The sequence below is a fragment of the Pseudomonas sp. B21-053 genome (assembly GCF_026016365.1).
Taxonomy (GTDB): domain Bacteria; phylum Pseudomonadota; class Gammaproteobacteria; order Pseudomonadales; family Pseudomonadaceae; genus Aquipseudomonas; species Aquipseudomonas nunensis.
This window is the reverse complement of record NZ_CP087205.1, coordinates 855,878-879,280: the sequence shown is the minus strand read 5'-3', so window position 1 is coordinate 879,280 and position 23,403 is coordinate 855,878. Positions and strand designations below refer to the sequence as shown.

The window sequence follows — 23,403 nt, the reverse complement described above, 5'->3', positions numbered from 1 at the left end:
ATTACCCCCTTAGTAGTTTCATAATATCTTCAACATCTTCAGCCACATCAGCCTTAGCGGCCATGAGGCTGGACTCTTTAAGCGATAACGAAATCGCCACGCCCTTCCAAGGCTGTCGCAGAATCCTAAACTGAGCGTTATAGCCAAGGCGCATAGTCATAAGACAATTGCCTGACGCTATCTGCAAAACGCCCCGATAGGTTTCAGCCAGTTCTACAAGCTTAGCCAGTCCCAGACCTTGGTGGTGGTTTCCGTTTTCGCCGGTAACCATTGCAACATTTCCGAAAGGATTGCCACCAATGAAATCGTTTGGAACAGATTGAGCCCAATCATCCTGAGCAGCAGCAAGCTTCGAAGAATTGCCCTCTTGGATGCACCATGCAATCGCATCCCTATCAGACTGGATGCCGTTTTTTGCAGCAATCCTCGCCCGTTTCAGCTCCTCAAAGAATCCCATTCCGCAGTCGGCTAACGAAAACTCCACCGCGTGATCATCTCCACGCCGGATGCATTGACGCTGGGCGACGGAATAGCCGGTATTCAAACCATGAGACCACACGTTATCGTGTAGTTCACCAACGACATGTGTCAACTCCTTGAAGGCTGGGCTACGGCTATAGTCCACAGCACCGTTAGAAGCATAGGCTCTCAAACAACCGTTGATCTGAGCTGTTGCTGTCTCCACGGCGTCTTGAGATGCCAGTGGAGTGAGCGTAGCGTAATTTACCCCTGCGTTCCGTCTTTGGAATGGGTAATCGTCAATACCCCAGACGGCCAGGGCAAGCCCCACGGCGGAAAAATATTCCCGATTAGCATCATTGTCGAACACGACGGACTCACGGTGAACCCTCTTATTCGTCAAATAGGCTGCAAATGCTGCAATAAATCCTGGCGAATAATACCTATCAGGTATGCGGTGCTCCGCATCAGCTGCTAGGTGACCGAAACGAAGAGGTAGCCAATCGAGCGCATCAACGAGAGTAGCCAAAACCATTCCTTGGAATTTTTGTATGAGAAATTATATTGCCATTATGAGTTTACGCCTTCAAAACATTCCGATAGCTGGCTCAGCGCGGATTGACTTCGGAATGACAACAATATGGCAGTTCAGAAGCTGAAAGCCTTGTAACACAAGGGTCAGACGGGGGTTCAAATCCCCCCGGCTCCACCACTTCAACATCTAAAGACGTCCACGGACGTCTTTTTTTGTGCCTGAAATCCAGTGAATACGGGCTTTCAGCGCTGCGGGAGGCTTTGCAGGGTTTCTGAGTTCCAGGCGCTTTGGTATCCCCAATGGTATTCCCGGCTACCCGACGCTAATCTTGGGAATAGCAAAAGGTGTCATGGAGTGCTTCTCATGTGCGCTCAAACCACCCGCCTCTCCGACCGCCAGCTCAAGGCGGTCAAACCGAAAGAGGTGGATTGGGAAGTCACTGCATCACGCCGCATGATCAGCGCCTGCAGCAACCGGGCAGCGTTGATGCCGCAAACCGCAACCCATCAACAATTGCCTGCGGGTGTGCTGGCACTCGACCTCGGTCAGCACACGTTTCAACGCGATATCGGCTTGATCCATCGCTCGCGGCACAGCCTCAACGAACCTGTGCGCTTCGCCGCCCCTGGTCAAGTGGCTGAAACCGAGTGAGCGTTCGACCAGGGACTTCGATCAACGCAGAGCGGACTGTCGGCCCGGCATCGCGTCAAACCATAACCCGCCTCGCGGTTTTTGAATCATCCGGCAGGCCCCAATGGATCAGCGCCGCGCACAGGACGCAGAACGGGGCCAGCGCCAACATGCCCATGTAGGTGTTACCGCTCACGTCGTTTATGTAGCCCACCAACAACGGCGCCACCATGCCGCTCAACTGCCCGACGGTATTGACCGCAGCAATCCCGCCGGCAATTGCCAGGCCGGTAAACGCCTGTTGCGGAATCGTCCAGAAAATCGGAATGGCAATAAAAATACCCGCCGTGGCCAGCACCAGAAATGCCGTCAGCAGGATGTAGTGTTCATTGAAATAGCACGCGGCGAAATAGCCGACGGCGCCGACCATCATCGACATCCACAAGTACTTGCGCCGCTCTCCGGAGGCATCCGAGCGCCGGGTGACGATGATCATGCCGATGGCGGCCACCAGATACGGCAGTGCCGTCAGGAACCCGACTGTCAGTTCGCTCTTTATCCCCGATGCGCCGATCAGGTGCGGCATCCAGAAGTTCAGCCCATAGCCGGTCAGTTTGATCATGAAATAGATCACCGACAGCACCGCGACCTGGCGGGTAAAGATCACCTTGAACAGCGAGGCATGGATCGGCTTCGACTGCTTCTTGTCGTTGTCCAGGTTGCACTGCAGCACATCCTTTTCGTCCTGGGTGAGCCACTTGGCGGACTGAATGTCGCGATCAAGTTTGTACAGCACGACAATCCCCAGCAGAGCGCAGGGTAACCCGGACAAGACAAACAGCCAGTGCCATCCGGCGAGTCCGAGAAAGCCATTCATGTATTCGAGGATCAAGCCCGACACCGGCGCGCCGAGCACGCCGGCTAGCGGGATCGAGAGAAACCAGATGCCGTTCATGCTCGCCAGATTCTTTTTCGGAAACCAGCACGCCAGATAGAACAACAGCGCCGGGCCAAAACCGGCTTCCATCACCCCGATCAGAAAGCGCAGGAAATACAACGAATATTCATTGTAGGCAAACACCAGTGCGGCAGTCGCCAGCCCCCAGGAAATCATGATGCGGCAGATCCAGCTAGGTGCGCCGTAGCGTTTGAGTCCATAGCTGCTGGGCACTTCAAAAAGCACGTAACCAAAAAAGAAAATGCTGGCGGCGAACCCGTACGCCGAATCCGACAGGCCGAGCTCGGCCTGCATCTGGGTCTTGGCAAAACTGATATTGATCCGGTCGAAATACGAGAAGAGGAAGCACACCATGGTGAGTGGAAGAATACGCCAGGCAATGCGCCGGTAAAGCATGAGTTCATCAACGCTGGCCGTATCGACCACAGCGCCTTGAATGGCAGTTGTCATGATATTTCTCCTTAATTGTAGTTGTTGGAGATCATTTGTTCCGGCTACGCATGGCAGCCGGTTGCTGCATTAAAAGGTTCTACAGTTCACGCACCACCCTGAAACCGATATTGCTGGTTCGCCCCTCGACCTTGTAGCCGGCGCGGCTCGCCGAGCGGATGAACGCCGGGATATTGCCCCAGGCACCACCCCGGATGACCCCTTGCGTGCATTGCCGCTCTTGCCAGGCGCTGCCGTCCTGCGGTGCATTGCGGTAATCGCTGTGCCAGCAATCGTCGGTCCACTGCCAGACGTTGCCGAGCATGTCGAACAACCCGAAATCGTTCGCCGCAAAACTGCCGACAGGAGCGGTGTTCAACCATTGATCCGGTCCCGCAATAAAGCCGCCACAGCGAATTTGCGCAGGGCAATCGTCCGGGCCGTAGTTGGCCTGACTGCGACTGGCGGCCTCCCCCCACCAGCGCGCGGTAGACGTGCCAGCACGGGCGGCGTATTCCCACTGCGCCTCGCTGGGCAGTGCGTACAGATGACCGGTCTTGTTCGAGAGCCATTGGATATAGGCACGCGCATCGCTGAGACTGACGTTGATCACCGGACGCTTGCCACGCCCCCATCCTTCGTCACTGGGCTTGTAAGCGTTGCAACCGCCATCTTCCAGGCAGGCATCCCATTGCTGGAACGTGACACTGGTAACCGCCATGGCGAAGGGCCTGGCAATGTTCACCGGATGCTGTTGCTCATTGCCGAAGCGCTGTGCCTCGCTCGGCGGTGAACCCATCGCGAAATCACCTGCAGGGATCGGCATCAAGGGTGGACAAGCATCTTCGCAATCACTGAACGGCTCGCCGGATTGGGGCTTCGCTTGGCTGAGCACGGCCTGCAGGCTTTGCGCTCTGAGGCGGTTCGCCACGCTGGCCGGTTGGCGTGCGGCAAGAAATTGGGCGATGTTCGCGACCTCCTCGTCGGTCAAGGATTTGGCCGCGACGTCCATGATCGGCGAAGCTCGCGTGCCGTCGCGAAAAGCGCGTAACTGAGCGTCGAGATAGCTGGCGAATTGGCCTGCCAGTTTTGGAAATGCGCTGTTTTGCGAATCACCGGCCACGCCATGGCACGCCGTACAGGCCGGAATCGCGCGCGCGCGATCACCCTCGGCGTAGAGTTTGGCGCCAGCTTGCAGGTCGGCCGTGGCGGACAGCGGAGCTACATGCGCCGAGCAAGCCTGCGGCTGGGCGGCAACCGTTCCACCTGACTGTACGCAAGTGCCTTTGGGCACCATGGTCCACTCGCCCGGGTCGTTGTCGACACTGCTCATGCCGGAGCAGGAGTGAAAACAACGGGTGTCGGCACAGTCGTTATGGCCAGCCTTGGCCACGCCATAACACACCTCGTTTTCGGTGGCATTTTGTGCGGCGGCATCGGCTTCGCTCGCGGCCGTTGCACCGATTGAGGCCAATGCCGAAGCTAACAGCAGATCTTTGAGATTCATCATCAGGGCCCGAATTCAGGACATGAACAACTGATGTGGATTGCCGCCCGCAACTCGCTCGCCCGGACGTGCGAGCCACACGCCAGCGCGCTGTTCGTTGTTAGCCTGGGTCAGGTGTGTGAACAGTTTTCCGGCTGCAGGCGACAAATGCCGAGGATTGCGCACGACCACTTTCAAGTGACGCGTGGCCCACTCGTCGCGCAGGTCGAGCGAAACCAGATTCTTCGGTGGCCCGAGGCTTTTGAACACCTGGTAAGGAATCAGCCCTACGCCGACCCCGGCCTGGACCATGCGGCATAACACTTCGAAACTCGGCACCTGCGTTTGAATGTCCAACGGTTTGCCGGCTTCCAGCGAGCTTTTCATCGCGTGGTTGAGAATCCAGTCGTTGCCGTGCAGGCCGATGTGATGATTGTCCAGCGACTCTTCGAAGCTGATCTGACCGCGCGGTGCCAGCGGATGCTTGTGATGGACAACCATGATCAGGCGATCCTGGCGGTACGGTTCGCAGTACAAATCGTGTGCCACGCCATTGTCTGCGTACACCCCGATATCGGCCCTGCCCGCCTCTATGGCCTGCAACACATTAAGGCTGGAATCTTCCTGAAGGTCGACGCAGATCCGCTTGTGGGCGTTGAGGAAATGACTGACATCGTCGGGCACAAACTGGGCGATGGAGGATGGGTTGGCAGCGACCCTGACACAATCCTGCGCCTGGCGCGCATGCTCCATCAGAGCGGCATGAATCCGTTGCGCACCTTGCAACATTTGCCGCGCATGGTCGAGCAAGGTTTCACCGGCTGCGGTGAGTGTCATGCCCTTGGATTTCCTGATGAACAGTGGCAGGCCAATGGCTTGTTCCAGACCAAGCAGTCTTTTGCTCGCGGCCGAAATAGCGATGGATTCTCGTCGGGCACCGCGGGTCAGGTTGCCTTCCTCGCTGATCGAAAGCAGCAGCTTCAGCGTGGTCAGATCCAGGTGGTGTAACAAACTGATCGGATACATGTACTCACTCCGTTAAACCTGTGCGCGCCAAAGCACGCAGCGGGTATCCATTCCTTTCCCCCCGGTAGCCGCTTGCAGCGCGGCGCCGTGCAGGTCATTTCGATGCCCCGGGGATCGATCCGAATGCTCGGTAGCAATCCCCACCGTTAACGCGGTCAGTTGCTGTCGCTTATAGAGTGTTCAGTAGCCATGGGAAGCGTTTGAGATGGTTGTGTTCGAAGGCTTGAATCAGCGCCTGGCGTTGCAATGTCAGAGCGATATCGTCTAGCCCGTTGAGCAGGCAGAATTTGCGGAACGGATCAATCTCGAACGCGATGGAAACGGCGTGCGCATCAGATGTGATGCGCTGCTGTTCGAGGTCGATGGTCAAATGTAAAGGTTCGATCTGAGTGGCCGCCTCGAACAGCCGATCGATCTGCGCCTCCTCCAGCACAATCGGCAACAGGCCGTTCTTGAAGCTGTTGTGGAAGAAGATGTCGGCAAAGCTTGGCGCGATCATCACCCGAAATCCGTACTGCTCGAGCGCCCACGGCGCATGTTCGCGCGACGATCCGCAGCCGAAATTGGCGCGCGTCAACAGGATCGACGCACCTTGGTAACGCGGTTGATTGAGGATGAAATCCGGGTTCAGTGGCCGTTGCTCACAGGCCTGCCCTGGCTCTCCATGATCGAGGTAGCGCCACTCGTCAAACAGATTCTGACCAAAGCCTGTGCGGCGGATCGATTTGAGGAACTGCTTGGGAATGATCGCATCGGTATCGACGTTGACTCGATCAAAAGGCACAACCAGACCGCGATGTTGGATCAATGGCGTCACAGTCATTTCCTTTTATGTTTATGGGTGTTTAAGCGTGCGGACATCGACGAAGCGCCCGGCAATAGCTGCCGCCGCAGCCATCGCGGGGCTGACCAGATGCGTTCGCCCACCGGGCCCCTGGCGCCCTTCGAAATTGCGATTGGAGGTTGAAGCGCAGCGTTCGCCGCTGCTCAGGCGATCGTCATTCATTGCCATGCACATCGAGCAGCCGGGTTCGCGCCATTGGAATCCGGCGCGAATGAACACTTGGTCCAGACCTTCAAGTTCCGCCTGACTCTTGACCAGCCCGGAGCCCGGAACCACCATCGCCAGCTTGATGTTGGCCGCCAGCGAATGCCCGCGCACGACCTCGGCAGCGGCGCGCAAGTCTTCGATTCGCGAGTTGGTGCAGGAGCCGATGAACACTTTGTCGAGGACGATATCTTTGATCGAAGTCCCCGCTTGCAGCCCCATGTACGCCAGCGCCTTGAGCATGCCGTCACGCTTGACCGGATCTGCTTCCTGACTCGGGTCTGGCACCCGGCCACCGACCGGCGCGACCATTTCCGGCGAAGTGCCCCATGTCACCTGCGGTTGAATGGTTGTGGCGTCCAGCGTCACCACCTCGTGGAACTGCGCATCCGCATCCGAGTGCAAGGTTCGCCAGTATTCGACTGCCTGCTCCCATTGCTCGCCGGTGGGTGCCAGCGGCCGGCCTTTGACATAGGCCAGGGTTGTGTCGTCGAAAGCAATCAGCCCGGCCCGCGCACCGGCCTCAATCGACATGTTGCAGATCGTCATGCGCCCTTCCATCGACAGCGCTTCGATGGTCGAACCGGCGTACTCGATCGCGCAACCCGTGCCACCGGCGGTGCCGATCTTGCCAATGATTGCCAGGACAATGTCCTTGGCCGTCACGCCGGGCGGCAACTGGCCGTCGACCTGGACTTTCATCGACTTCATTTTCTTCGTCAGCAGGGTCTGGGTGACCAGCACATGCTCGACTTCCGAGGTGCCGATGCCATGTGCCAGACAAGCGAAAGCGCCGTGGGTCGAGGTGTGCGAGTCGCCACAGACCACCGTCATGCCGGGCAGCGTCGCGCCTTGTTCCGGGCCGATCACATGCTCGATGCCTTGGCGGGGATCGTTCATCCCGAAGTAGGTGAAGCCGTAAGTCTGCGCATTGGCGTCCAGCGTCTGAACCTGCATCCGCGAAAACGGATCACGGATCTTGCCACCGGCGCGATCACTGGTTGGCACGTTGTGATCGGCGACGGCGAGGTTGGAGGCAACCCGCCACGGCGTGCGCTCGCTCAGCTTCAGCCCTTCGAAAGCCTGCGGGCTGGAGACTTCGTTGATCAAATGACGATCGATGTAGAGCAGCGCCGTGCCGTCTTCATCGGTGGTAACGGCATGCGCATCCCAGAGCTTTTCGTAGAGGGTTTTGGCTGGCGTGGCGATGGTCATGGGGCAAGTCCCGTCGGAGATGTATCCAAATATTACTACTCGGATCCAATCCCAGACGTGACATGTCGAGATGGCTAACGTGCCGATTGGCGAGTGACACGTGCTTTTTGCTCAAGGCTTTTTGCTCAAGGCTTTCTGCCAAATCCTCAGTGCTTGTTGGTCAGATAGTTGACCAGCGCTGCTGCGGTGGCAGTCAGGCGATCACGATGGCGAAACACCACCACCAGTTTGCGGATCGACCACGGCTCGACAATCGGCACCACGCGCAGGTCCAGCGCGTTCATATTCAACTCGGCCACCAGTTGTGGAACTACCGCCACCCCGAGTTTGACGTGCACCATCCGGCACAACACGTCGAGGCTGCGCACACGAATCTTCACGTCCAGCTCCTCGCCAATGTCCCGGGCGCGCTGCGCCAGCAAAGTCATCAGCGAGGTTTCCTCAGACAAACCGACGAAGCTTTCGCGGGCGATATCGTTGAACGTTACAGAACTGGCTTCGGCCAAGTGGTGGCCGCGCGGTACCACCAGCACCAGCCTGTCCGTGCGATACGGCAAGAACTCCAACTCTGCGGTACCGTAATTGGCATTGCAGATACCGATTTCAGCGCTGCCCTCGGTGACGCTGCGCATCACGTGGGCGCTGCTGTGCTCATCGACGAGAATTTCCACTTCCGGGAACAAGCGTTTGAACGCCGCCAGATCTTCCGGAAGAAACTGAACGATGGCCGACAGGTTGGCTGCGATCTGCACACTGCCCTTGGCGCCCGAGGTGAACTGTGAGAGTTCGGCGTTTAGGCTTTCCAGGCTGGCAATCATCGCCTTGGCGTGACGAATGATCATTTCACCGACCGGCGTTACGGAAATGCCGCGCGATTCGCGATGAATGATCGGCAGCCCGACAATCGCCTCGATCTCGGCGATACGCCGGCTGACGGCCGAGGGCGTGATGCACTCGCGTTCGGCGGCGCGGGCGATGTTTTTTTCCTGACAAACCGTCACGAACAAGCGCAACGAAGTGAAGTCCAGTTTTCTGACTAAGTGATTCATGGCCCTCCCTTGGGCGCGACAGACTGTCGACTAACTCCAGACACGCCAACACGAATAGTTCTTATTTGATGATATTAAACCGCTACTTAAACTGAGCACGAAGTGCGACTTGCCGACATGGAATACACGCTTTTCAACGCCATTGGAAGTATCAACCAACCCTGCACAAGGTGGATCAACTGAAACTCCGCCGCTCGCTCACAGCACTGAAGCACGCCAAACCGAAGCGATCATTCTCATTAAGTTGAACACTGTAGAAAATTCGAGAATTGATTTTCACAGCATCGCCATAGACCATAGAACGCAACTGAATAGCGCCCTACATACTTGCACTAAGAGAAACGCAATCGACTCTATTAGCGCAATTTTTTCGAGCCACTATTTGTCCGTGAAAGTTTTTACTCGTTCGAAGGAGTGCACGATGCAAACGCAAGACTTCAATTTGCTTTCATTCATCACTGACTATTGCAAGCAAGGATTCAGTGGGCCACAGCCGTATGTGCTCAACAATGACATGCGCCAAAAAGTCCTCGATGAATGCCTCCGCCTGAAACGTCTTTGCGCTTGCGGCCAACAGGAATCGCGTGAAGAACTGCATCGGGTACTGGCAGTCATCTATGACTACCGCTTTTCGGTGCCCTCAATGGAAACAGTCGATGTTGATATCTCTTGTGTATTCGCCGACATCACTACCTTACTTGAACCGGTCATCCTGCAGAATGAAATCGATATTATCCCAGCGGACATATTCGATCAGATGCCAACTAACGGCAGCGCTTTTGTAAGTTGGTTCAAACAGCTGATATCCCAACATCCTGCGGGCGCGCACCCATTCTTTCAGAACTATCTTCGCGACTCGGCAAGTGTTGAAGCTTTCAGAACTTTCCTGGCGCAGGAAACCACTCTCGACCCGCGCTTCGACGATATTCTGGCGCTGATGCAAGTGGGCACAGTCGGCGCAGAAAAAATGGAAATCGCCAAAAACTATTTCGACGAGATGGGCAATGGTGATGAACGAGAGGTGCACACCCTGCTGTTCAGCAAAGCCTTGAAGGCGCTGAATGTCGACGCCGCTTACATCGACAAGGCGTTGCTCCCTGAAGCACGGGTGTGCGGCAACCTTTCTGCCTGCCTGGCCCTGAGCCCGCGGCATCATTACAAAGCCATCGGTTACTTCGGGGTTACCGAATACCTCGCCCCTCGGCGCTTCAAGAAACTGGTTGCCGGCTGGCGGCGCCTGGGGTTGCCGGAGTTTGGTCTGGCTTACCACGACCTGCATATCCGCATCGATGCAATTCATGGCAAAGGCTGGTTCGACAACGTCATAGAACCGGCGGTCGAACAGGATCCGCGTGTCATCAGGGAAATTCTCTACGGCGCACTGATCCGCCTCAGTTCGTCGAACACTTTCCTCGACGCCCTGCTCTCCCACGTGCAGCGTCAGGACCGAATCGCGCAGCCGCAGAACGTTCTTTCGATTGCCTGAACCGGCTGAGGGGTGCATCCGTGGTTTCTTTGAACAGTCATGACAGACCGCTGCCCGACTCGGTGTCCGATGCATTCGAACACCTGGCAACGTTTGATCTCGATCACATCGCAGGCTCGCAGTTGGTCGGGGTGGCCCGGGAAGCGTTTCGGCTCGGGGATGTGGACTTCCTGTGCTTCGGCGAAAGCGATCATCCGAGCCCCGTCTGCGCACAAACCGCGCTCAAGCAAGCGCTCGATGCCGGGCACACCCGCTACCCGGATATTCGCGGTGTGCCGGCCCTGCGCCAAGGGCTGGCCGACTACCTGAGCGAGTTGCATCAACTGCCAGTCAGTGAGGATCGGATCGCCGTGACCGCCTCAGGCATGGCCGCAATCAACGTCGCCTTCGCTGCGCTGCTGCGCGAAGGCGACACGGCGGTACTGATTTCCCCCGCGTGGCCCAACCCGGGAAATCTCGCGGCGCTCAAAGGCGTGAATGTGCGCGACGTGCCGCTGTTGCTCGACCAACAGGGGTTCACGCTGAACCTGGAAGCGTTGGAAGCGGCGTTGCCGGGCAGCCGGGTGCTGTTTCTCAATTCGCCCAACAATCCCACCGGCTGGACCGCCAGTGCGCAACAGATGCAGGCAATTCTGGACCTGTGCCGCCGCTACGGGGTGTGGATCGTCAGCGATGAAGTCTATTCACGCCTGATCTATGACGGCCGGCGAGCCGCCCCTTCCATGCTCGACATCGCCACGGCCCAGGATCGTCTGGTGGTGTGCAACAGCTTCAGCAAAGCCTGGGCGATGACCGGGTATCGGGTGGGTTGGCTGGTGGTGCCGCAGGGCCAGCGGGAAAAGCTTGGTGAGCTGATCGAGCTGACTCATTCCGGGGTCGCGCCCTTCGTGCAGATGGCGGCGCTGGCGGCGTTGCAGGATCGGCCATTCGTTGACGGGTTCCGCGATTACTGCCTGACCGGGCGGGCGATCGTGTCCGCCGCGCTGGCCGGTGTTGCAGGCATCCGCTACCACCAGCCAGACGCCGCTCTGTATGCGTTCATCCAGCTGGAGGGTGTCAGCGACAGCCTGAGTCTGGCCATGGCGCTGGTGCAACAACATGGCGTCGCCATCGCACCGGGCAGCGCGTTCGGCCCCGCGGGAGAAGGCTTCATTCGCGTGTGTTTTGCCCAGAAACCCGAATTGCTGCGCCGTGCCATGGAGCGTCTGGCGCGCGGTTTACAGACAGAGCTGGCGAAGCAAGGCCCGGTGCCGAGCCTCGTCGCTGCCAACCCAAGGAGCGTTGCATGCCTTACGTAAATATCAAGATTACCGATGAAGGCGTCACCCGCGAGCAGAAACGCGAGCTGATCGCCGAAGTCACCGCGGTGCTGGAACGCGTGCTGCAGAAAAACCCGCGAAGTACCACGGTGGTCATCGATGAAATCCATGTCGACAACTGGGGCATGGCGGGTCTGCAAGTGCCGGAGTATCGCGAAACATTCATGAAAAAACCGTCCGCATAAGGTCGGTCAACGCAAACAGTAGCCATCTGATTAAATCGTGCGAGGGATAGTCATGTTGACAGTTTGGGGCAGAGAACGTGGTTTGTGCGTCAAGAAGGTGTTGTGGTGCCTTGAAGACCTGAAGCTGGATTTTGAGCGAATTGATGCCGGCCGCCAGTATGGGCGGACCAATGATGAGGAATACCTGCGGCTCAATCGCAATGGTCTAGTACCAACGCTGATCGATGAGGAATTCGTGCTGTGGGAGTCCAACGCGATCATGCGCTACCTGGCGCTGCGCTACGGCCCGCCAAGCCTTTACCCGTCCGAACCGAAGTTGCATGCGGACTGCAACCGCTGGCTGGATTGGTCTGTCGGTGCGCTGTGGCCGGATATCGTGCCGCTGTTCACTTCACTGATCCGCACCGCTCCCGAGCGGCGCGACATGAATGCCGTGCGCATTCAATCGACGCGCCTGGCGAAGAACTGGTCGATTGCCGACGAGTATCTGGCCGGCAAGCAATTCATCACCGGCGAATACTTCACCATCGCCGATATTGCCCTCGGTGTGCTGGCGCAAACCTATGAAACTTTCGAGCTCGACAACAAACCCGACACCCCGCATCTGGACGCCTGGTACCAGCGCATCAGCCAGCGCCCGGGCTTCAAGCGCTTTGCAGTGTTACCACCTGAGCCAGACCCGACCGAACACAACTGAATCGATCTTGCTCAAGCCGAGCATCTGAGTTGAAACGGGCAGCCTGCGGGCTGCCCACTGGTCTGAGTGGAGGATCAACATGCGCTACAAGCAACGTCCGGCGGGTTCGAACTGGGGGGATTTCGGTCCTGATGATCAACTCGGACGGCTGAATCTGCTGACGGCTGAAAAGATCCGTCAAGGTGCCGCCGAGGTTCGTGCCGGCAAATCGTTCTGCCTGAGTCTGCCGCTTGACTTGCCGGGCGGTTCGAAGTGGAACTCGCGTCGCCAGCCACCCGTGCTGAAACCGGTACTGCGCAACAATCGTTCGAACATCGACTACCAACTGAGCCAGGATGATCCGCATCTGACCGATGTACTGTGCGACCACACCGTGACCCTTTGCACACAGTATTCGACCCAGTGGGACAGCCTTGCGCAAGTCGGCAGCCTGTTCGATATCGACGGTGACGGGCGCTTGCAAAGCTGCTTCTACAATGGTTTCCGCGCCGAGCAGGACATTTTTGGCGAAATCGTTCGTGAGCCTGATGCCCACGGCGATTTCCCCCCGGCGCCAGCCAGGTTCCTCGGGGTCGAGCACATGGCCGCCACCGGACTGCAAGGCCGGGCGGTACTGATCGACCTGCACAAACATTTTGGCAATGCCAAGCGGCGCGTCGGTTATGCCGAGATCCGTCAGATCATGGAGGCCGACAATATTGTGGTCGAGCCTGGCGACATCGTACTGTTCCACACCGGTTTCGCGCAGATGCTGGTGGATATGCAAGGCGATCCGGACGTGCATTTTCTTGAGCACTCGTGCGTCGACCTCAACGGTCGTGACGAAGAGTTGCTACGCTGGATCGACGAAGCGCAGATCAGCGCGATTGCAGCGGATAATCATGCGGTGGAAGCCTTCCCGTCGGAAAAACTCGATCTGCCGCACTACCCGATTCTGCCGCTGCACGAGTTGTGTCTGTTCAAACTGGGCATCCATTTGGGCGAACTCTGGTATCTGACGCCACTCGCCCAATGGTTGCGGGAAAACGGTCGCAGCCGTTTTCTGTTGACCGCGCCGCCCCTGCGTCTGACTGGCGCCGTGGCCTCGCCTGTGACGCCGGTGGCCACAGTCTGAACCCAGTGCCTGCGAGCGCATCGGCATGGCGCAGGCAACACCCATGCGCTCGATCATTTTTACAGGGATTCATCACATGAGTAGCGTGTACTGGCAACGTAACCTGGCCATCTGTTTCTTCGGCTCATTCATCAATATCGTCGCCATGACGTTGCTGTTGCCTTTTCTGCCGATCTACATCGAGCAACTGGGCGTTGAGGGCCATGCGCAAATCGTCCAGTGGTCGGGCATCGCCTATGGCGCCACGTTCCTTTCCGCTGCTCTGGTGGCGCCGCTGTGGGGGCGTCTGGCTGATCGCTATGGCAGCAAACAAAACCTCATCCGCGCGAGCCTGGGCATGGTTGTGAGCATGGCGCTGATCGGCCTGGCGCAGAATGTCTGGCAGCTGGTTCTGTTGCGGTTTCTGGTGGGACTGGCGGGCGGCTACACGTCTGGGTCCTATGTGATCGTGGCGGCGCAAACGCCCAAGGATCGCTCTGCCTGGGCGCTGGGCACCCTGGCGTCGGGCATCATGGCCGGGAGTCTGGTCGGCCCGTTGATTGGCGGTGTGTTGCCGGCGGTGCTGGATATTCGCAGCATCTTCTTCCTCGCCAGCGCATGTATTTTTCTGAACTTCCTGGCCACGTGCCTGTTCGTCCGCGAAGAAAAGCGTGTCGCCCCAGCCAGGACGAACTCGGCGCCCCTCTCCGCGACCGACGCTGGTCTATCGAATAATCAGCGCACCGTGGTCTTCTCGATGCTCGCCACGGCGTCATTGCTGATGGTCGCCAACATGTCCATCGAGCCGATCATCACCGTGTACGTGCAACAACTGGTCGAGGCCGCCGGTAGCGTGACGTTCTACGCTGGTTTGACCATGTCCGCCGCCGCGCTGGGCAGCATCATTTCAGCGCCGCGGCTGGGCAAGATCGCTGACCGGATCGGTGGCCTTAAAGTGGTCGCCGCGAGCCTCGCACTGGCCGGGCTGCTGCTGATTCCACAAGCCTTTGTCAGCGATATCTGGCAATTGATTGCCCTGCGTTTCTGCATGGGCCTGGCGCTCGGCGGCTTGCTGCCCTGCGTAACTGCGCTGATCCGGCACAATGTCGATGATCGCTCGGTCGGCCGCATGCTCGGTTATTCGACCTCCGCGCAATACGCCGGACAAGTGCTGGGACCGGTCGCCGGTGGTTTTTTTGCCGGACACATCGGGATTCGTTCGGTGTTCATCGCCACCTGCGTGCTGCTGCTCGGCTGTGCGCTGTGGATCGGCCAATTGAGCGTGCAGCAACGGCGAAAAGCACTTTGTGACAAGCTCCCGGTCGATGTCTGAGCCTTGCCCACAGCGCTTGGCGATTCGTCTCCAACCAGCATCGCTGTGTTCTCCAACCATCAGCGCGGGGCGTTTTCCCCGCTGATAGAGTGCAATCAGGAGAACTCATCTATGAACAATGCAATTCGCTTTTCCGGGCGCGCTCTGTATTTGTCGCAAAACCCTGAGTGTATTCGCCGTCAGCTCGACGGCGAAGACCTGACTTTGGCAAGCGCCGAGCCGCTGCGCGACAACATCTCTACCGACGAAATCACCCCCGTCACCGTCATGATGGTTTACGACGAGCGCCTGGGGGAATTCCCCTATGTCGGCTTCAAGGCTGGCGAGCAATTGCCGATTGCTCGCCATGCGATCAAGCGAGGCGGTTTCGAGATCACCGTCGCGGGTAAGCGCTACGGCAAAGGGTCGTCACGCGAATCCTCGCCGGTGGCTGAACTGTCGGCCGGTATCCGCCTGATCGTGGCCGAGAGCTTTGAGCGGATCTATCAACAGAACTGCGACAACATTGGCATTCTGACCACCACCGATTTCTCTGTGCTTGAGCGCATCGCCGCTGGCGAAGCCATCGAATTTTCGACCTTCGTGGAAGGTCGCGACGAACTGACGCAGCAGATCATCCGCAGCGGGGGACTGCTCAAGTACAGCCGCGCCGCGCACTGGCCGCTGCCGGACCGCGAGCGGGTTACCCCGAGCAAGACAGGCCAGACTCTGGTCGAGAAAATCATCACTCGTCACCTGCATCCGGATGCGCAGACCGTCACCCGTGGCGAGGGCGTGTTCATCGCCGCAGATTACCGCTTCAGTCACGACTACTTCACCGGCATGAGCGCCCACCTCATGCATCAGGCGTTCGGTCAGCCGGCCAGCCTGATCGATCCAGACCGGATCATTGCGTTTGAAGATCATCTGGTCCTCGCGCCGCAAAGCATTCCGCACATCCAGCAGGGACTGCTCGACGGTGTGGCGGATCTTGCCCGTGGCCACAGGCACTTTTCCGAGCAGTATCCGGTGCGTTCCCACGGGGCGCTGCAAGACAAATCCGGGTCAGAGGGCATTTGCCATGCCTTGATGATCGAGCGCTACGCCCTGCCCGGACAAGTGGTCGCCGGCACCGATTCACACACACCGCATTCCGGCGCGCTGGGCTGTCTGGCGTTCGGCGTTGGCGCGACCGAAATGGCCAATAGCTGGGCCACCGGTTACGTGCGCTGCAAAGTCCCAGACACGATTCGGATAGAGGTCAGCGGCACGTTGGCGCCTGGGGTGATGGCCAAGGATCTGGTGCTGTATCTGCTGCAGATGGAGTCGATCCAGGCCGGTGGTGCAATCGGCGCAGTGTTCGAATATGGCGGCCCAGCCATTCGAGGAATGGGCATTGATGAACGCGCGACGTTGACCAACATGGTCGCCGAGCTCGGCGGCATGACCGGCATTGTCGAGCCCGATGCCAAAACCGTGAGTTTTCTCAAAGAGCGGCGCGGCATCGACTTCCAGCTCGAAGACTGGATGAGCAGTGATGCGGATGCCCACTATCGCGAAGTGATCCACATCGACGGCGCCCAGTTGCAAGCCATGCTGGCCCGTCCGGGAGATCCCGGCAACGGCGTGGCAGTGGCGGATCTGCCCGCGCCGGTGAACGTGGACATCGCCTATGGCGGGTCCTGCACCGCCGGCAAGCGCAGTGATTTTGACTGCTATCACGAAGTCCTGGCGTGGGCGCTGGCTAACGACTATCCCCTGAACGCAGACACACGGCTGTTTTTGCAGTTCGGCACGATGGACGTTCACGACTACTGTCAGCAGCGCGGTTACCTGAAAACCTTCGAGCAGGCCGGCGTGGTGCTGATCAAACCGGGTTGCGGCGCCTGCGCCAATTGTGGACCGGGGCAGTCGGTGTCGGCGGAACAGGTCACCATCAGCGCGATCAACCGTAACTTTCCCGGCCGTTCGGGGCCCGGCAGCGTCTGGCTCGCCAGCCCCTACACCGTGGCCGCCAGCGCGATTGCCGGCAGCATCACCACCTTCGCCGAACTTCAGGCGGCGCTGGCAGTTGGCGTTCCGTAAGGATCGCTAGACGCTGACGGTAACCAGCAGCGCATCGTTCAACCAGCGCGTAACCAGCGCTGCGCTATCGACCAACTGCGATGGGCGATTCGCCTCGGCGAATCGCGCCTGCGCTGCCAGCAAGGCCTCGCTCAGGCTGGCCCCGCGACTCAGGCAGATCAACCCGGCCGCTTCGCAAGGGTTCAACTCCCGCACCTTCACCACCCAGCCGAGTCGATAAACCAGAGTTGTCCGGTGTTTCGCTTGCAGATCCGGAAATGCCTGGCCCAGCGTCACATGAGCAGTCCATAACGCCGCGCATGGCCAGTCACTGTGCAGCAGCGAACAGCCTGGATGCAGGGTCAAACGTTGGGCATCGAGTTGACTGCTGCTCAGCGCAGCCAGTTCGCCAGCACTCAATGCCACAGCGTCAGCTGCGAACGCCGCACACTGCACCGACCACTCCAGCGCCGCCACGTCAGCAAAATACGGGTAGGCGTGAACGGCCAAGTAATCATTGAGAAACGCCGCAAGCTGCGCGCCGAACGTTTTCAGATCGGCCTGGCGCGATGGATATCGCTGGCCATAAGCATGCGCAAGCGTGCGGAAAAACTCATCGCCGACCAACGCCTTGATCACCGGATAAGTCAACGCCAGCGAGCGCTCCTGGTGCTGCCAGAGAGCACTGCGGTAACGCGAAAAACGCTGCAGATCATCGGCACTGGTAGCGTCAAACCAACCCTGCGGCAGAATCGCAGGTGCTGACGATTCGTCGAGGCTTGCAACGAAATCGGCTTGCAGCGACGCCAACTCTTCACGCGTCAATCGACACCTCCGCAGCAATCGCCCGAGCAATCTCGACCTGACCCAACAGCTCTTCAAACGGCGGCAGACGAGTGTCCCATTCGATCAGCACCGGCACGCTGCCAAACTGGCGCAATGCGCTGCGATACAGCGCCCAGACCGGCTCGGCAACCGCACTGCCATGATCATCCACCAGCAAGCCTTGCTCATGGCTATGGCCTGCAAGATGCAATTCACCGATGCAGCCAATAGCAAGCGTTTGCATGGCGGCCAGCGCCGGTTCGCCGTGGTTGCATTGATTGACGTAAAGATTATTCAGATCCAGCAGCACCGCACTCCCAGTGCGCGCCACGACTTCCGCAAGAAACTGCGTCTCACCCAAGGTGTCACCCTTGTAGCGCAGACTGGTCGACACGTTTTCCAGCAACAGTTGTTGACCGAGGGCGCTCTGCACTTGATCGACACGCTCACAGACCAGGCTCAGAGACGCTTCGGTCAGCGGCAGCGGCAACAGATCGTTAATGCAGCGCCCCTCCACCGCGCCCCAGGTCAGGTGTTCCGAAATCAGAAAGGGCCTGACGCTGGCTGCCAACTGGCGAATGCGCTCGACATGTTCCATGGAAAACCCATGTACCGAGCCGATGCCCAATCCCACCCCATGCAGACTGATCGGATAGTGATCGGCCAGGCACCGCAACACATGCAGATCCCAGCCACCGGGCCCGAAGTAGTTCTCGGTATGCACTTCAAGCCAGTCAACGGGCGGCAGCGTCTGCAGAAAATCGGGGTAATGCGCAGCACGCAGACCAACACCAATCGGCGGTAACGGGCGCATTCGTGACTCGTCGGGCAATGGATTCATGACCCCCATTATGCGGACGGAATCGATCTGTGCAACTGCGCAACCGGCTGAAGACAACGGCAACGCTGCGGGCGAAATGACAACACCACTTAGAGTCAACGGTAGCCAATACGTGAGTGGGCGGTCATGCTGTTTACGATGCAGTTGGATTTCTGGTGGACGGTCATTACCCTCGTTACGCCAACCTGAATCTCATCATGACCGTTAGTGAACGCTGAATCGACATGATCGCCGAGGGCATAGACCTGGCGGTATGTATTGGTGATCTAAAGGTTGATCCCGAATTGGTCTCCCGCACTTTGCGGTCACTCGGACTTGGTTATATGCGCCGCTCCCGACAACCTAAGTAAAAGCCCACCGATAACTAATGAAAACGAGTTGCTCGCGCATGACTTCATCATTCCTTGGCGCAAGGAATTGCGCACGCAGTGGTTGCTCAAAGGGCAGAATGGAGTCCTTGAGCAACAGGAGGTACGGGTACGCCACGGAGTTGCCGACGGAAAACTGATGTTACGCGCCAACAAAAACCCGCCAAGTGCGGGTTTTGTTGCATCTGGGGTTTGATGATTAAAATCCCTCCGTGGGACCGGGCTTGCCCGTGAAGAATCCAGCCAGACCGATACAAAACACCTGCGGCCAAATATGCCTCCGTCGCCGCAACACTCCCCGGAGAAGCCAGTGAACCAAGCCCTCCTTATCATTGACGTCCAGCCCAGCTTCGCGCCGCCGCAATGGCTGATCGACGGCATCCAGTCCCTCATCGGCACGCTCCCCAGCGTTGCCACGGTCGAGCGCCATGACGAAGCCAAAACCCCGTTCCAGAAACAACTCAGCTGGCACCCGGCACCGGACGACGACAGCCTGATCCGGGCCGATCGCATCTTCATCAAGCACGGTTACGCGCCGACACCAGAAACCATCGAATATTTGAAAAGCCTGAAGGTGGATCGTGTGTTGGTCTGTGGGTTGCAGACCGAGACTTGCTGCCTGGCGGCCGGTTTTGCGTTATTCGATGCGGGATTGCAGCCGACGTTGATCACGGATCTGACGGTGGGATCGTCGCTGGATCGTACGGGTGGGTTGGGGGTGCGGCTTTGGGTGCATCATTTCGGGCACACGGTGAGCTCGCATGATTTGTAATTCCTACCCACTACGTCCTAGGAAATTTCCCTCAAGTTGTGTCGAACTCCATGAAGTATCGAGCAGCCGCCCGGGAAGATAACCTCCGATTTGTGTTGCATCCCGGCGAACGGTTTTGACAGACCGTAAAGCGTAGGGACACTCTATCTTTCGGAGTTCTTCCATGAAAAAGCCCCGCTTGACCTTGATTAAAAATCCGAACTTCTCAGATTCGGACGCCCTCGATCTGAACGAACTCACCCAAGCCGTCGAACACTATCGCAGCGTTCGCCAGAGCAACCCCAGACCACCTGTTCCGACGCGAAATATCTACGTCGTCAACCCGGATATCGACGCGCGCTCCCTGCTCGCTTACGCCAGCGAGAACCTTGCCTTGGCGACGTCTATTGCTGCCGACCTGACCACCCAGCTCGAAGATCCGCATCGCAGCGTGGCATACGCGATTCATCGGCTGGCTGGTTTGGCAGAATTGTCGCTCAATCAATTGCTGGCAAAAATCGAAGAGTCTGAGTCCGGGATCAAACCGGTCTGATGCTGAGTGGGCGCATTCGCTAATCAACTGACCGGTTCATCAACGAAAAAATGGCACCTTGCGAGAATATCCCTGGTGCCTTTGTGTTTGAACAGAATACCGCTAGCCCGAAGACTCAACAGAAGGTTTCACAAACTGTAACTTTCTGTCGAGCACCCACACGGGCAAACCCGAGCGGCTGGAAATTCGTTTCGTTCATGCCTTTCGGCAACATGGCGTCAGCCTGCAAGCTATCCGCAGCGCCTCGCAACAAGCCAAAGAAATGTTTAACCAAGCTTACCCATTTACCTGCAAGCGCTTTCAAACTGATGGCCGAAGCATCTTTGCGACCGTTTTGAGTGAAACGGGAGATGAGGCGCTTCTGGACCTGGTCAAGCGGCAGTACGCGTTCGAGCAAGTCATCAAGCCTTCGTTGTATGAAGGCATCGATTACACCGGATCAGGTGATGCTCAACGTTGGTATCCGGTAACGCGCAGTAAGGCCATTGTTCTAGACCCTTCCAGAAATTTCGGAAAGCCCGTTCTCACTACCGTGGGAATCGACACGGCAGCTATTTTTAGTGCTTATAAAACTGAAGGTCAGAGTACCAAGCGTGTAGCACTTCTATACGAGATCCCCACTTCCTCAGTTGCGGCAGCCGTACGTTTTGAGCAGAGCATGGCGGCTTGAAGTTCCTATTGGATAATAATCTGCCACCCGCCTTGGCCCGTGCGTTGAATGAACTGACTAAAGCTCACGCCGAGCTGATCCGCGGCGGAGCTGCCTTTCGCGTGCCGTGGAAATTCCCCACACACGGAAAGTTTGATCAGATAAAGATGTAAAGCCCGGCCTCCACCGGGCTTTTTTCACTTCAACGATTACAACGTCACCCCGAGCCCCTTCTACACTCACTCCGCACACGCCCTCCCCAACGCGGACCGCCTCCCCATGACCAACCTCAAAGACCGCCTCAAACAAGGCAAGGACGCGCGAAAAACCTGCCCCCGCAACACCCAGTCGGCCTTGGGCAATATCGACCGCGATCCACTGCCGCTGATCAAGGCATCCAGCGAGGGCCGGATAAAATCGCTGGTCGAGTTGCGCTACGGGCGCATGCTGGTTTCCCCGTTTACCTTCTATCGCGGCAACGCCCTGCTTCAGGCCCATGACCTGGCGGGCACATCGAACATGGGGCTGATTTCGCCGATCTGTGGCGACAGTCACTTGATGAACTTCGGCGGTTTTGCCACGCCCGAGCGCAATCTGCTGTTCAGCGTCAACGACTTCGACGAAGCGCACCCGGGGCCGTGGGAGTGGGACCTTAAAAGGTTGGTGGCGAGTTTTCTGATTGCGGCGCGGGATCTGCGTCATGGTGAGACGGTCGAGGAAGATGTCTGCCGCCAAGTGGTCGCGGCCTATCAGAAGACCATGACCGAGTGCGCCGAACAGAGCGCACTGGAAACCTGGTACGAGTCCATCAGCTACGACGATTTGCTGGAGCAAGCGAGCAAAGCCACGCTGGAACATGTGGAGCGAGCCATCGAGAAAGCGGAGCGCCGCACCCATGCCGAGTTGCTGCCAAAAATATGCGAGCGTGACGCCCACGGCCGTCTGACGATTCGCGATGACTTGCCGGAAATCTTCCACCTGCACACCACCACGACGCTGCTGGATGCAGACGATGACTGGCTGCGTCTCTCGGACTGGAAGCCACTCTACGACACCTTCATGGGCGACTATCGGGCCACGCTGCAAGCGGACCGTCGTGAGTTGTTGTCGCGGTTTCATGCCCACGACATGGCGTTCAAAGTGGTGGGCGTGGGCAGCGTCGGCACCCGTTGCCTGGTGGCGCTGTTGACTGACGAACAGGAGAACCCGTTGTTCCTGCAATTCAAGGAAGCGCGGCGCTCGGTGCTCGCCGGTTACGTCAAGACCAAGTCGCGGATGCAGCACAACGGGCAGCGCGTGGTGAACGGCCAACGGCTGATGCAATCGGCCAGCGACCTGTTCCTCGGCTGGACCACCGGGCCAAGTGGTCGACATTTTTATGTACGCCAATTACGCGACATGAAAGTCTCGGCTGAGCTCGAGACGTTCGATGCACCCACCTTCGCCGCCTACGCACGCACCTGTGGCCGCGCCTTGGCCCGAGCCCATGCCAAATCCTCAGGGCAAGCCGCGCAGATCAGTGGCTACATCGGTAAAAGCGATGCACTGGCCGATGCGCTCTTCAAGTACGCAGAAGGCTATACCAAACAGAATGAGCAGGACTTCGAGCGCTTCCAGCAGGCATGTCGCAAGGGTCGCTTGAGGGCGCGTTCAGATGCCGATTTTGCGGCGGATCATCTGCCCTAGAGGCCGCTATTGGCCGAGGCGCTAACGCAGATGAATTTTTCTTCACCCTATCGCCCCGCGCCAACCGGTACATTGCCCTCGCTCATTCAAGAAACTACGGTTTGCCCGCCCTCCCGCGGGCTTTTTTTTGCCTGTCGAATGGCCCCCCGATATAGGTAGGAGCTGCCGAAGGCTGCGATCTTTTGATTTTCATTTTTAAAAGCCAGATCAAAAGATCGCAGCCTTCGGCAGCTCCTACAGGTGTCTCAAGCGATACAAGTAAGTGTCCTGAACGCCATGACGTGTTGTCCGCCGTGCTCGCGCAAACACCCTGATCAACTGAAACCCCGCCGCCACCGCCAGCCGCTGACTGGGCAGGTTGGCTGAGGATGTCGTCAGGTAAAACGTCTGGTCAGGCAGGCTTTTGACCAACGCTTCCAGCGCCCGGCGCATGTGACCTTTGCCCGAAAACTCGGTGTTGGCCCAGTACCCCACCTCATGGCGATTGCGCCCCCGAGGCTTCAGGCCAATGCAGCCGATGATCGCCGCGCCCTGATCCGCGACGATAAAAAACCGCCGCTCGCCTGTATCACTGTTGAAGTCATCGACCGAGCGCAGCATGAACGCCCGCGCTTCATCCTTGCTGGTATAGGGCTTGGCCCAGGGCAGAAACTCGGAGTGCGCTGCAAAACTGAGATTCAGCGCATCCTGCAGTGCTGTGCACAAGACGGGGTCCGGCGCCCGCAAACTCATAAAGGGC

The 23,403-nt window shown here is 58.2% G+C and carries 21 protein-coding genes and 1 pseudogene; 12 read left to right on the top strand and 10 right to left on the bottom strand.

The window, feature by feature from the left end:
• Position 1: 1 nt before the first annotated feature.
• Positions 2-988 (bottom strand): hypothetical protein, encoded by a 987-nt coding sequence (locus tag LOY68_RS03850; protein WP_265043002.1) that lies wholly within the window; start codon positions 986-988, stop codon positions 2-4.
• Positions 989-1,357: 369 nt separating this feature from the next.
• Here LOY68_RS03850 and LOY68_RS32205 point away from each other — a divergent pair, with 369 nt between their 5' ends.
• A complete protein-coding gene (locus LOY68_RS32205) occupies positions 1,358-1,645 on the top strand; it encodes a hypothetical protein (protein WP_413787171.1) in 288 nt (95 codons plus the stop codon).
• Between the two features lie 55 nt (positions 1,646-1,700).
• Here the strand turns inward: LOY68_RS32205 and LOY68_RS03840 are convergent, their stop codons facing one another.
• The 6 genes from LOY68_RS03840 to LOY68_RS03815 form a co-directional block, all read right to left on the bottom strand.
• On the bottom strand, positions 1,701-3,032 hold the full coding sequence (locus LOY68_RS03840) for an MFS transporter (protein WP_265043000.1): 1,332 nt from the start codon (positions 3,030-3,032) through the stop codon (positions 1,701-1,703).
• 79 nt (positions 3,033-3,111) lie between these two features.
• The gene (locus tag LOY68_RS03835; protein ID WP_265042998.1) at positions 3,112-4,518 is read right to left on the bottom strand and encodes an SUMF1/EgtB/PvdO family nonheme iron enzyme; all 1,407 of its coding nucleotides are present in this window, start codon (positions 4,516-4,518) and stop codon (positions 3,112-3,114) included.
• A 15-nt stretch (positions 4,519-4,533) separates the two neighbouring features.
• The gene (locus LOY68_RS03830) at positions 4,534-5,523 is read right to left on the bottom strand and encodes a LysR family transcriptional regulator (RefSeq protein WP_265042997.1); all 990 of its coding nucleotides are present in this window, start codon (positions 5,521-5,523) and stop codon (positions 4,534-4,536) included.
• A gap of 169 nt (positions 5,524-5,692) precedes the next feature.
• Entirely contained in the window at positions 5,693-6,340 is a 648-nt protein-coding gene (leuD, locus tag LOY68_RS03825) for a 3-isopropylmalate dehydratase small subunit (RefSeq protein ID WP_239511940.1), read from the bottom strand.
• A gap of 18 nt (positions 6,341-6,358) precedes the next feature.
• Positions 6,359-7,786, bottom strand: coding sequence for a 3-isopropylmalate dehydratase large subunit (gene leuC / locus LOY68_RS03820; protein ID WP_163908307.1), 1,428 nt, complete (start codon positions 7,784-7,786; stop codon positions 6,359-6,361).
• 146 nt (positions 7,787-7,932) lie between these two features.
• Positions 7,933-8,835: a LysR family transcriptional regulator gene (locus tag LOY68_RS03815; RefSeq protein WP_163908305.1), complete on the bottom strand. Its 903-nt coding sequence runs from the start codon at positions 8,833-8,835 to the stop codon at positions 7,933-7,935.
• A 421-nt stretch (positions 8,836-9,256) separates the two neighbouring features.
• Here LOY68_RS03815 and LOY68_RS03810 point away from each other — a divergent pair, with 421 nt between their 5' ends.
• From LOY68_RS03810 to LOY68_RS03780, 7 genes are all read left to right on the top strand, one after another.
• On the top strand, positions 9,257-10,321 hold the full coding sequence (locus LOY68_RS03810; RefSeq protein WP_265042994.1) for an iron-containing redox enzyme family protein: 1,065 nt from the start codon (positions 9,257-9,259) through the stop codon (positions 10,319-10,321).
• A 20-nt stretch (positions 10,322-10,341) separates the two neighbouring features.
• The gene (locus LOY68_RS03805) at positions 10,342-11,619 is read left to right on the top strand and encodes a pyridoxal phosphate-dependent aminotransferase (protein WP_265042992.1); all 1,278 of its coding nucleotides are present in this window, start codon (positions 10,342-10,344) and stop codon (positions 11,617-11,619) included.
• The gene (locus LOY68_RS03800) at positions 11,607-11,825 is read left to right on the top strand and encodes a tautomerase family protein (RefSeq protein ID WP_163908299.1); all 219 of its coding nucleotides are present in this window, start codon (positions 11,607-11,609) and stop codon (positions 11,823-11,825) included. Before LOY68_RS03805 ends, LOY68_RS03800 begins: the two co-directional genes overlap by 13 nt.
• A 52-nt stretch (positions 11,826-11,877) precedes the next feature.
• Positions 11,878-12,522 carry a glutathione S-transferase family protein gene (locus tag LOY68_RS03795; RefSeq protein WP_265042990.1) on the top strand — a complete coding sequence of 215 codons (645 nt, stop codon included), beginning with the start codon at positions 11,878-11,880 and terminating at the stop codon, positions 12,520-12,522.
• Positions 12,523-12,601: 79 nt separating this feature from the next.
• Positions 12,602-13,636 carry a cyclase family protein gene (locus LOY68_RS03790; protein WP_265042988.1) on the top strand — a complete coding sequence of 345 codons (1,035 nt, stop codon included), beginning with the start codon at positions 12,602-12,604 and terminating at the stop codon, positions 13,634-13,636.
• Positions 13,637-13,712: 76 nt separating this feature from the next.
• On the top strand, positions 13,713-14,948 hold the full coding sequence (locus LOY68_RS03785) for an MFS transporter (RefSeq protein ID WP_265042986.1): 1,236 nt from the start codon (positions 13,713-13,715) through the stop codon (positions 14,946-14,948).
• Between the two features lie 111 nt (positions 14,949-15,059).
• The gene (locus LOY68_RS03780) at positions 15,060-17,012 is read left to right on the top strand and encodes an aconitase family protein (RefSeq protein ID WP_265042984.1); all 1,953 of its coding nucleotides are present in this window, start codon (positions 15,060-15,062) and stop codon (positions 17,010-17,012) included.
• 6 nt (positions 17,013-17,018) lie between these two features.
• On the opposite strand, the gene LOY68_RS03775 is transcribed toward LOY68_RS03780, so the two are convergent.
• Entirely contained in the window at positions 17,019-17,816 is a 798-nt protein-coding gene (locus LOY68_RS03775) for a DNA-binding domain-containing protein (RefSeq protein ID WP_265042983.1), read from the bottom strand.
• A complete protein-coding gene (locus LOY68_RS03770; protein WP_163908287.1) occupies positions 17,806-18,630 on the bottom strand; it encodes a DUF692 domain-containing protein in 825 nt (274 codons plus the stop codon). Before LOY68_RS03770 ends, LOY68_RS03775 begins: the two co-directional genes overlap by 11 nt.
• A 705-nt stretch (positions 18,631-19,335) precedes the next feature.
• Between LOY68_RS03770 and LOY68_RS03765 the strand changes: the two genes are divergently transcribed.
• The 4 genes and pseudogenes from LOY68_RS03765 to LOY68_RS03750 all read left to right on the top strand — a co-directional run bounded on the left by LOY68_RS03765 (position 19,336) and on the right by LOY68_RS03750 (position 22,664).
• Entirely contained in the window at positions 19,336-19,797 is a 462-nt protein-coding gene (locus tag LOY68_RS03765) for a cysteine hydrolase family protein (protein WP_265042980.1), read from the top strand.
• A 163-nt stretch (positions 19,798-19,960) separates the two neighbouring features.
• A complete protein-coding gene (locus LOY68_RS03760) occupies positions 19,961-20,329 on the top strand; it encodes a DUF6124 family protein (RefSeq protein WP_265042979.1) in 369 nt (122 codons plus the stop codon).
• 172 nt (positions 20,330-20,501) lie between these two features.
• A pseudogene (locus LOY68_RS03755) lies at positions 20,502-20,999 on the top strand (DUF433 domain-containing protein); the annotation flags it as partial.
• Between the two features lie 258 nt (positions 21,000-21,257).
• Entirely contained in the window at positions 21,258-22,664 is a 1,407-nt protein-coding gene (locus LOY68_RS03750) for a DUF2252 domain-containing protein (protein ID WP_265042977.1), read from the top strand.
• A 234-nt stretch (positions 22,665-22,898) separates the two neighbouring features.
• Here LOY68_RS03750 and LOY68_RS03745 read toward each other — a convergent pair whose 3' ends face one another.
• The gene (locus LOY68_RS03745; protein WP_413787170.1) at positions 22,899-23,369 is read right to left on the bottom strand and encodes a GNAT family N-acetyltransferase; all 471 of its coding nucleotides are present in this window, start codon (positions 23,367-23,369) and stop codon (positions 22,899-22,901) included.
• Between the last annotated feature and the right edge of the window lie 34 nt (positions 23,370-23,403).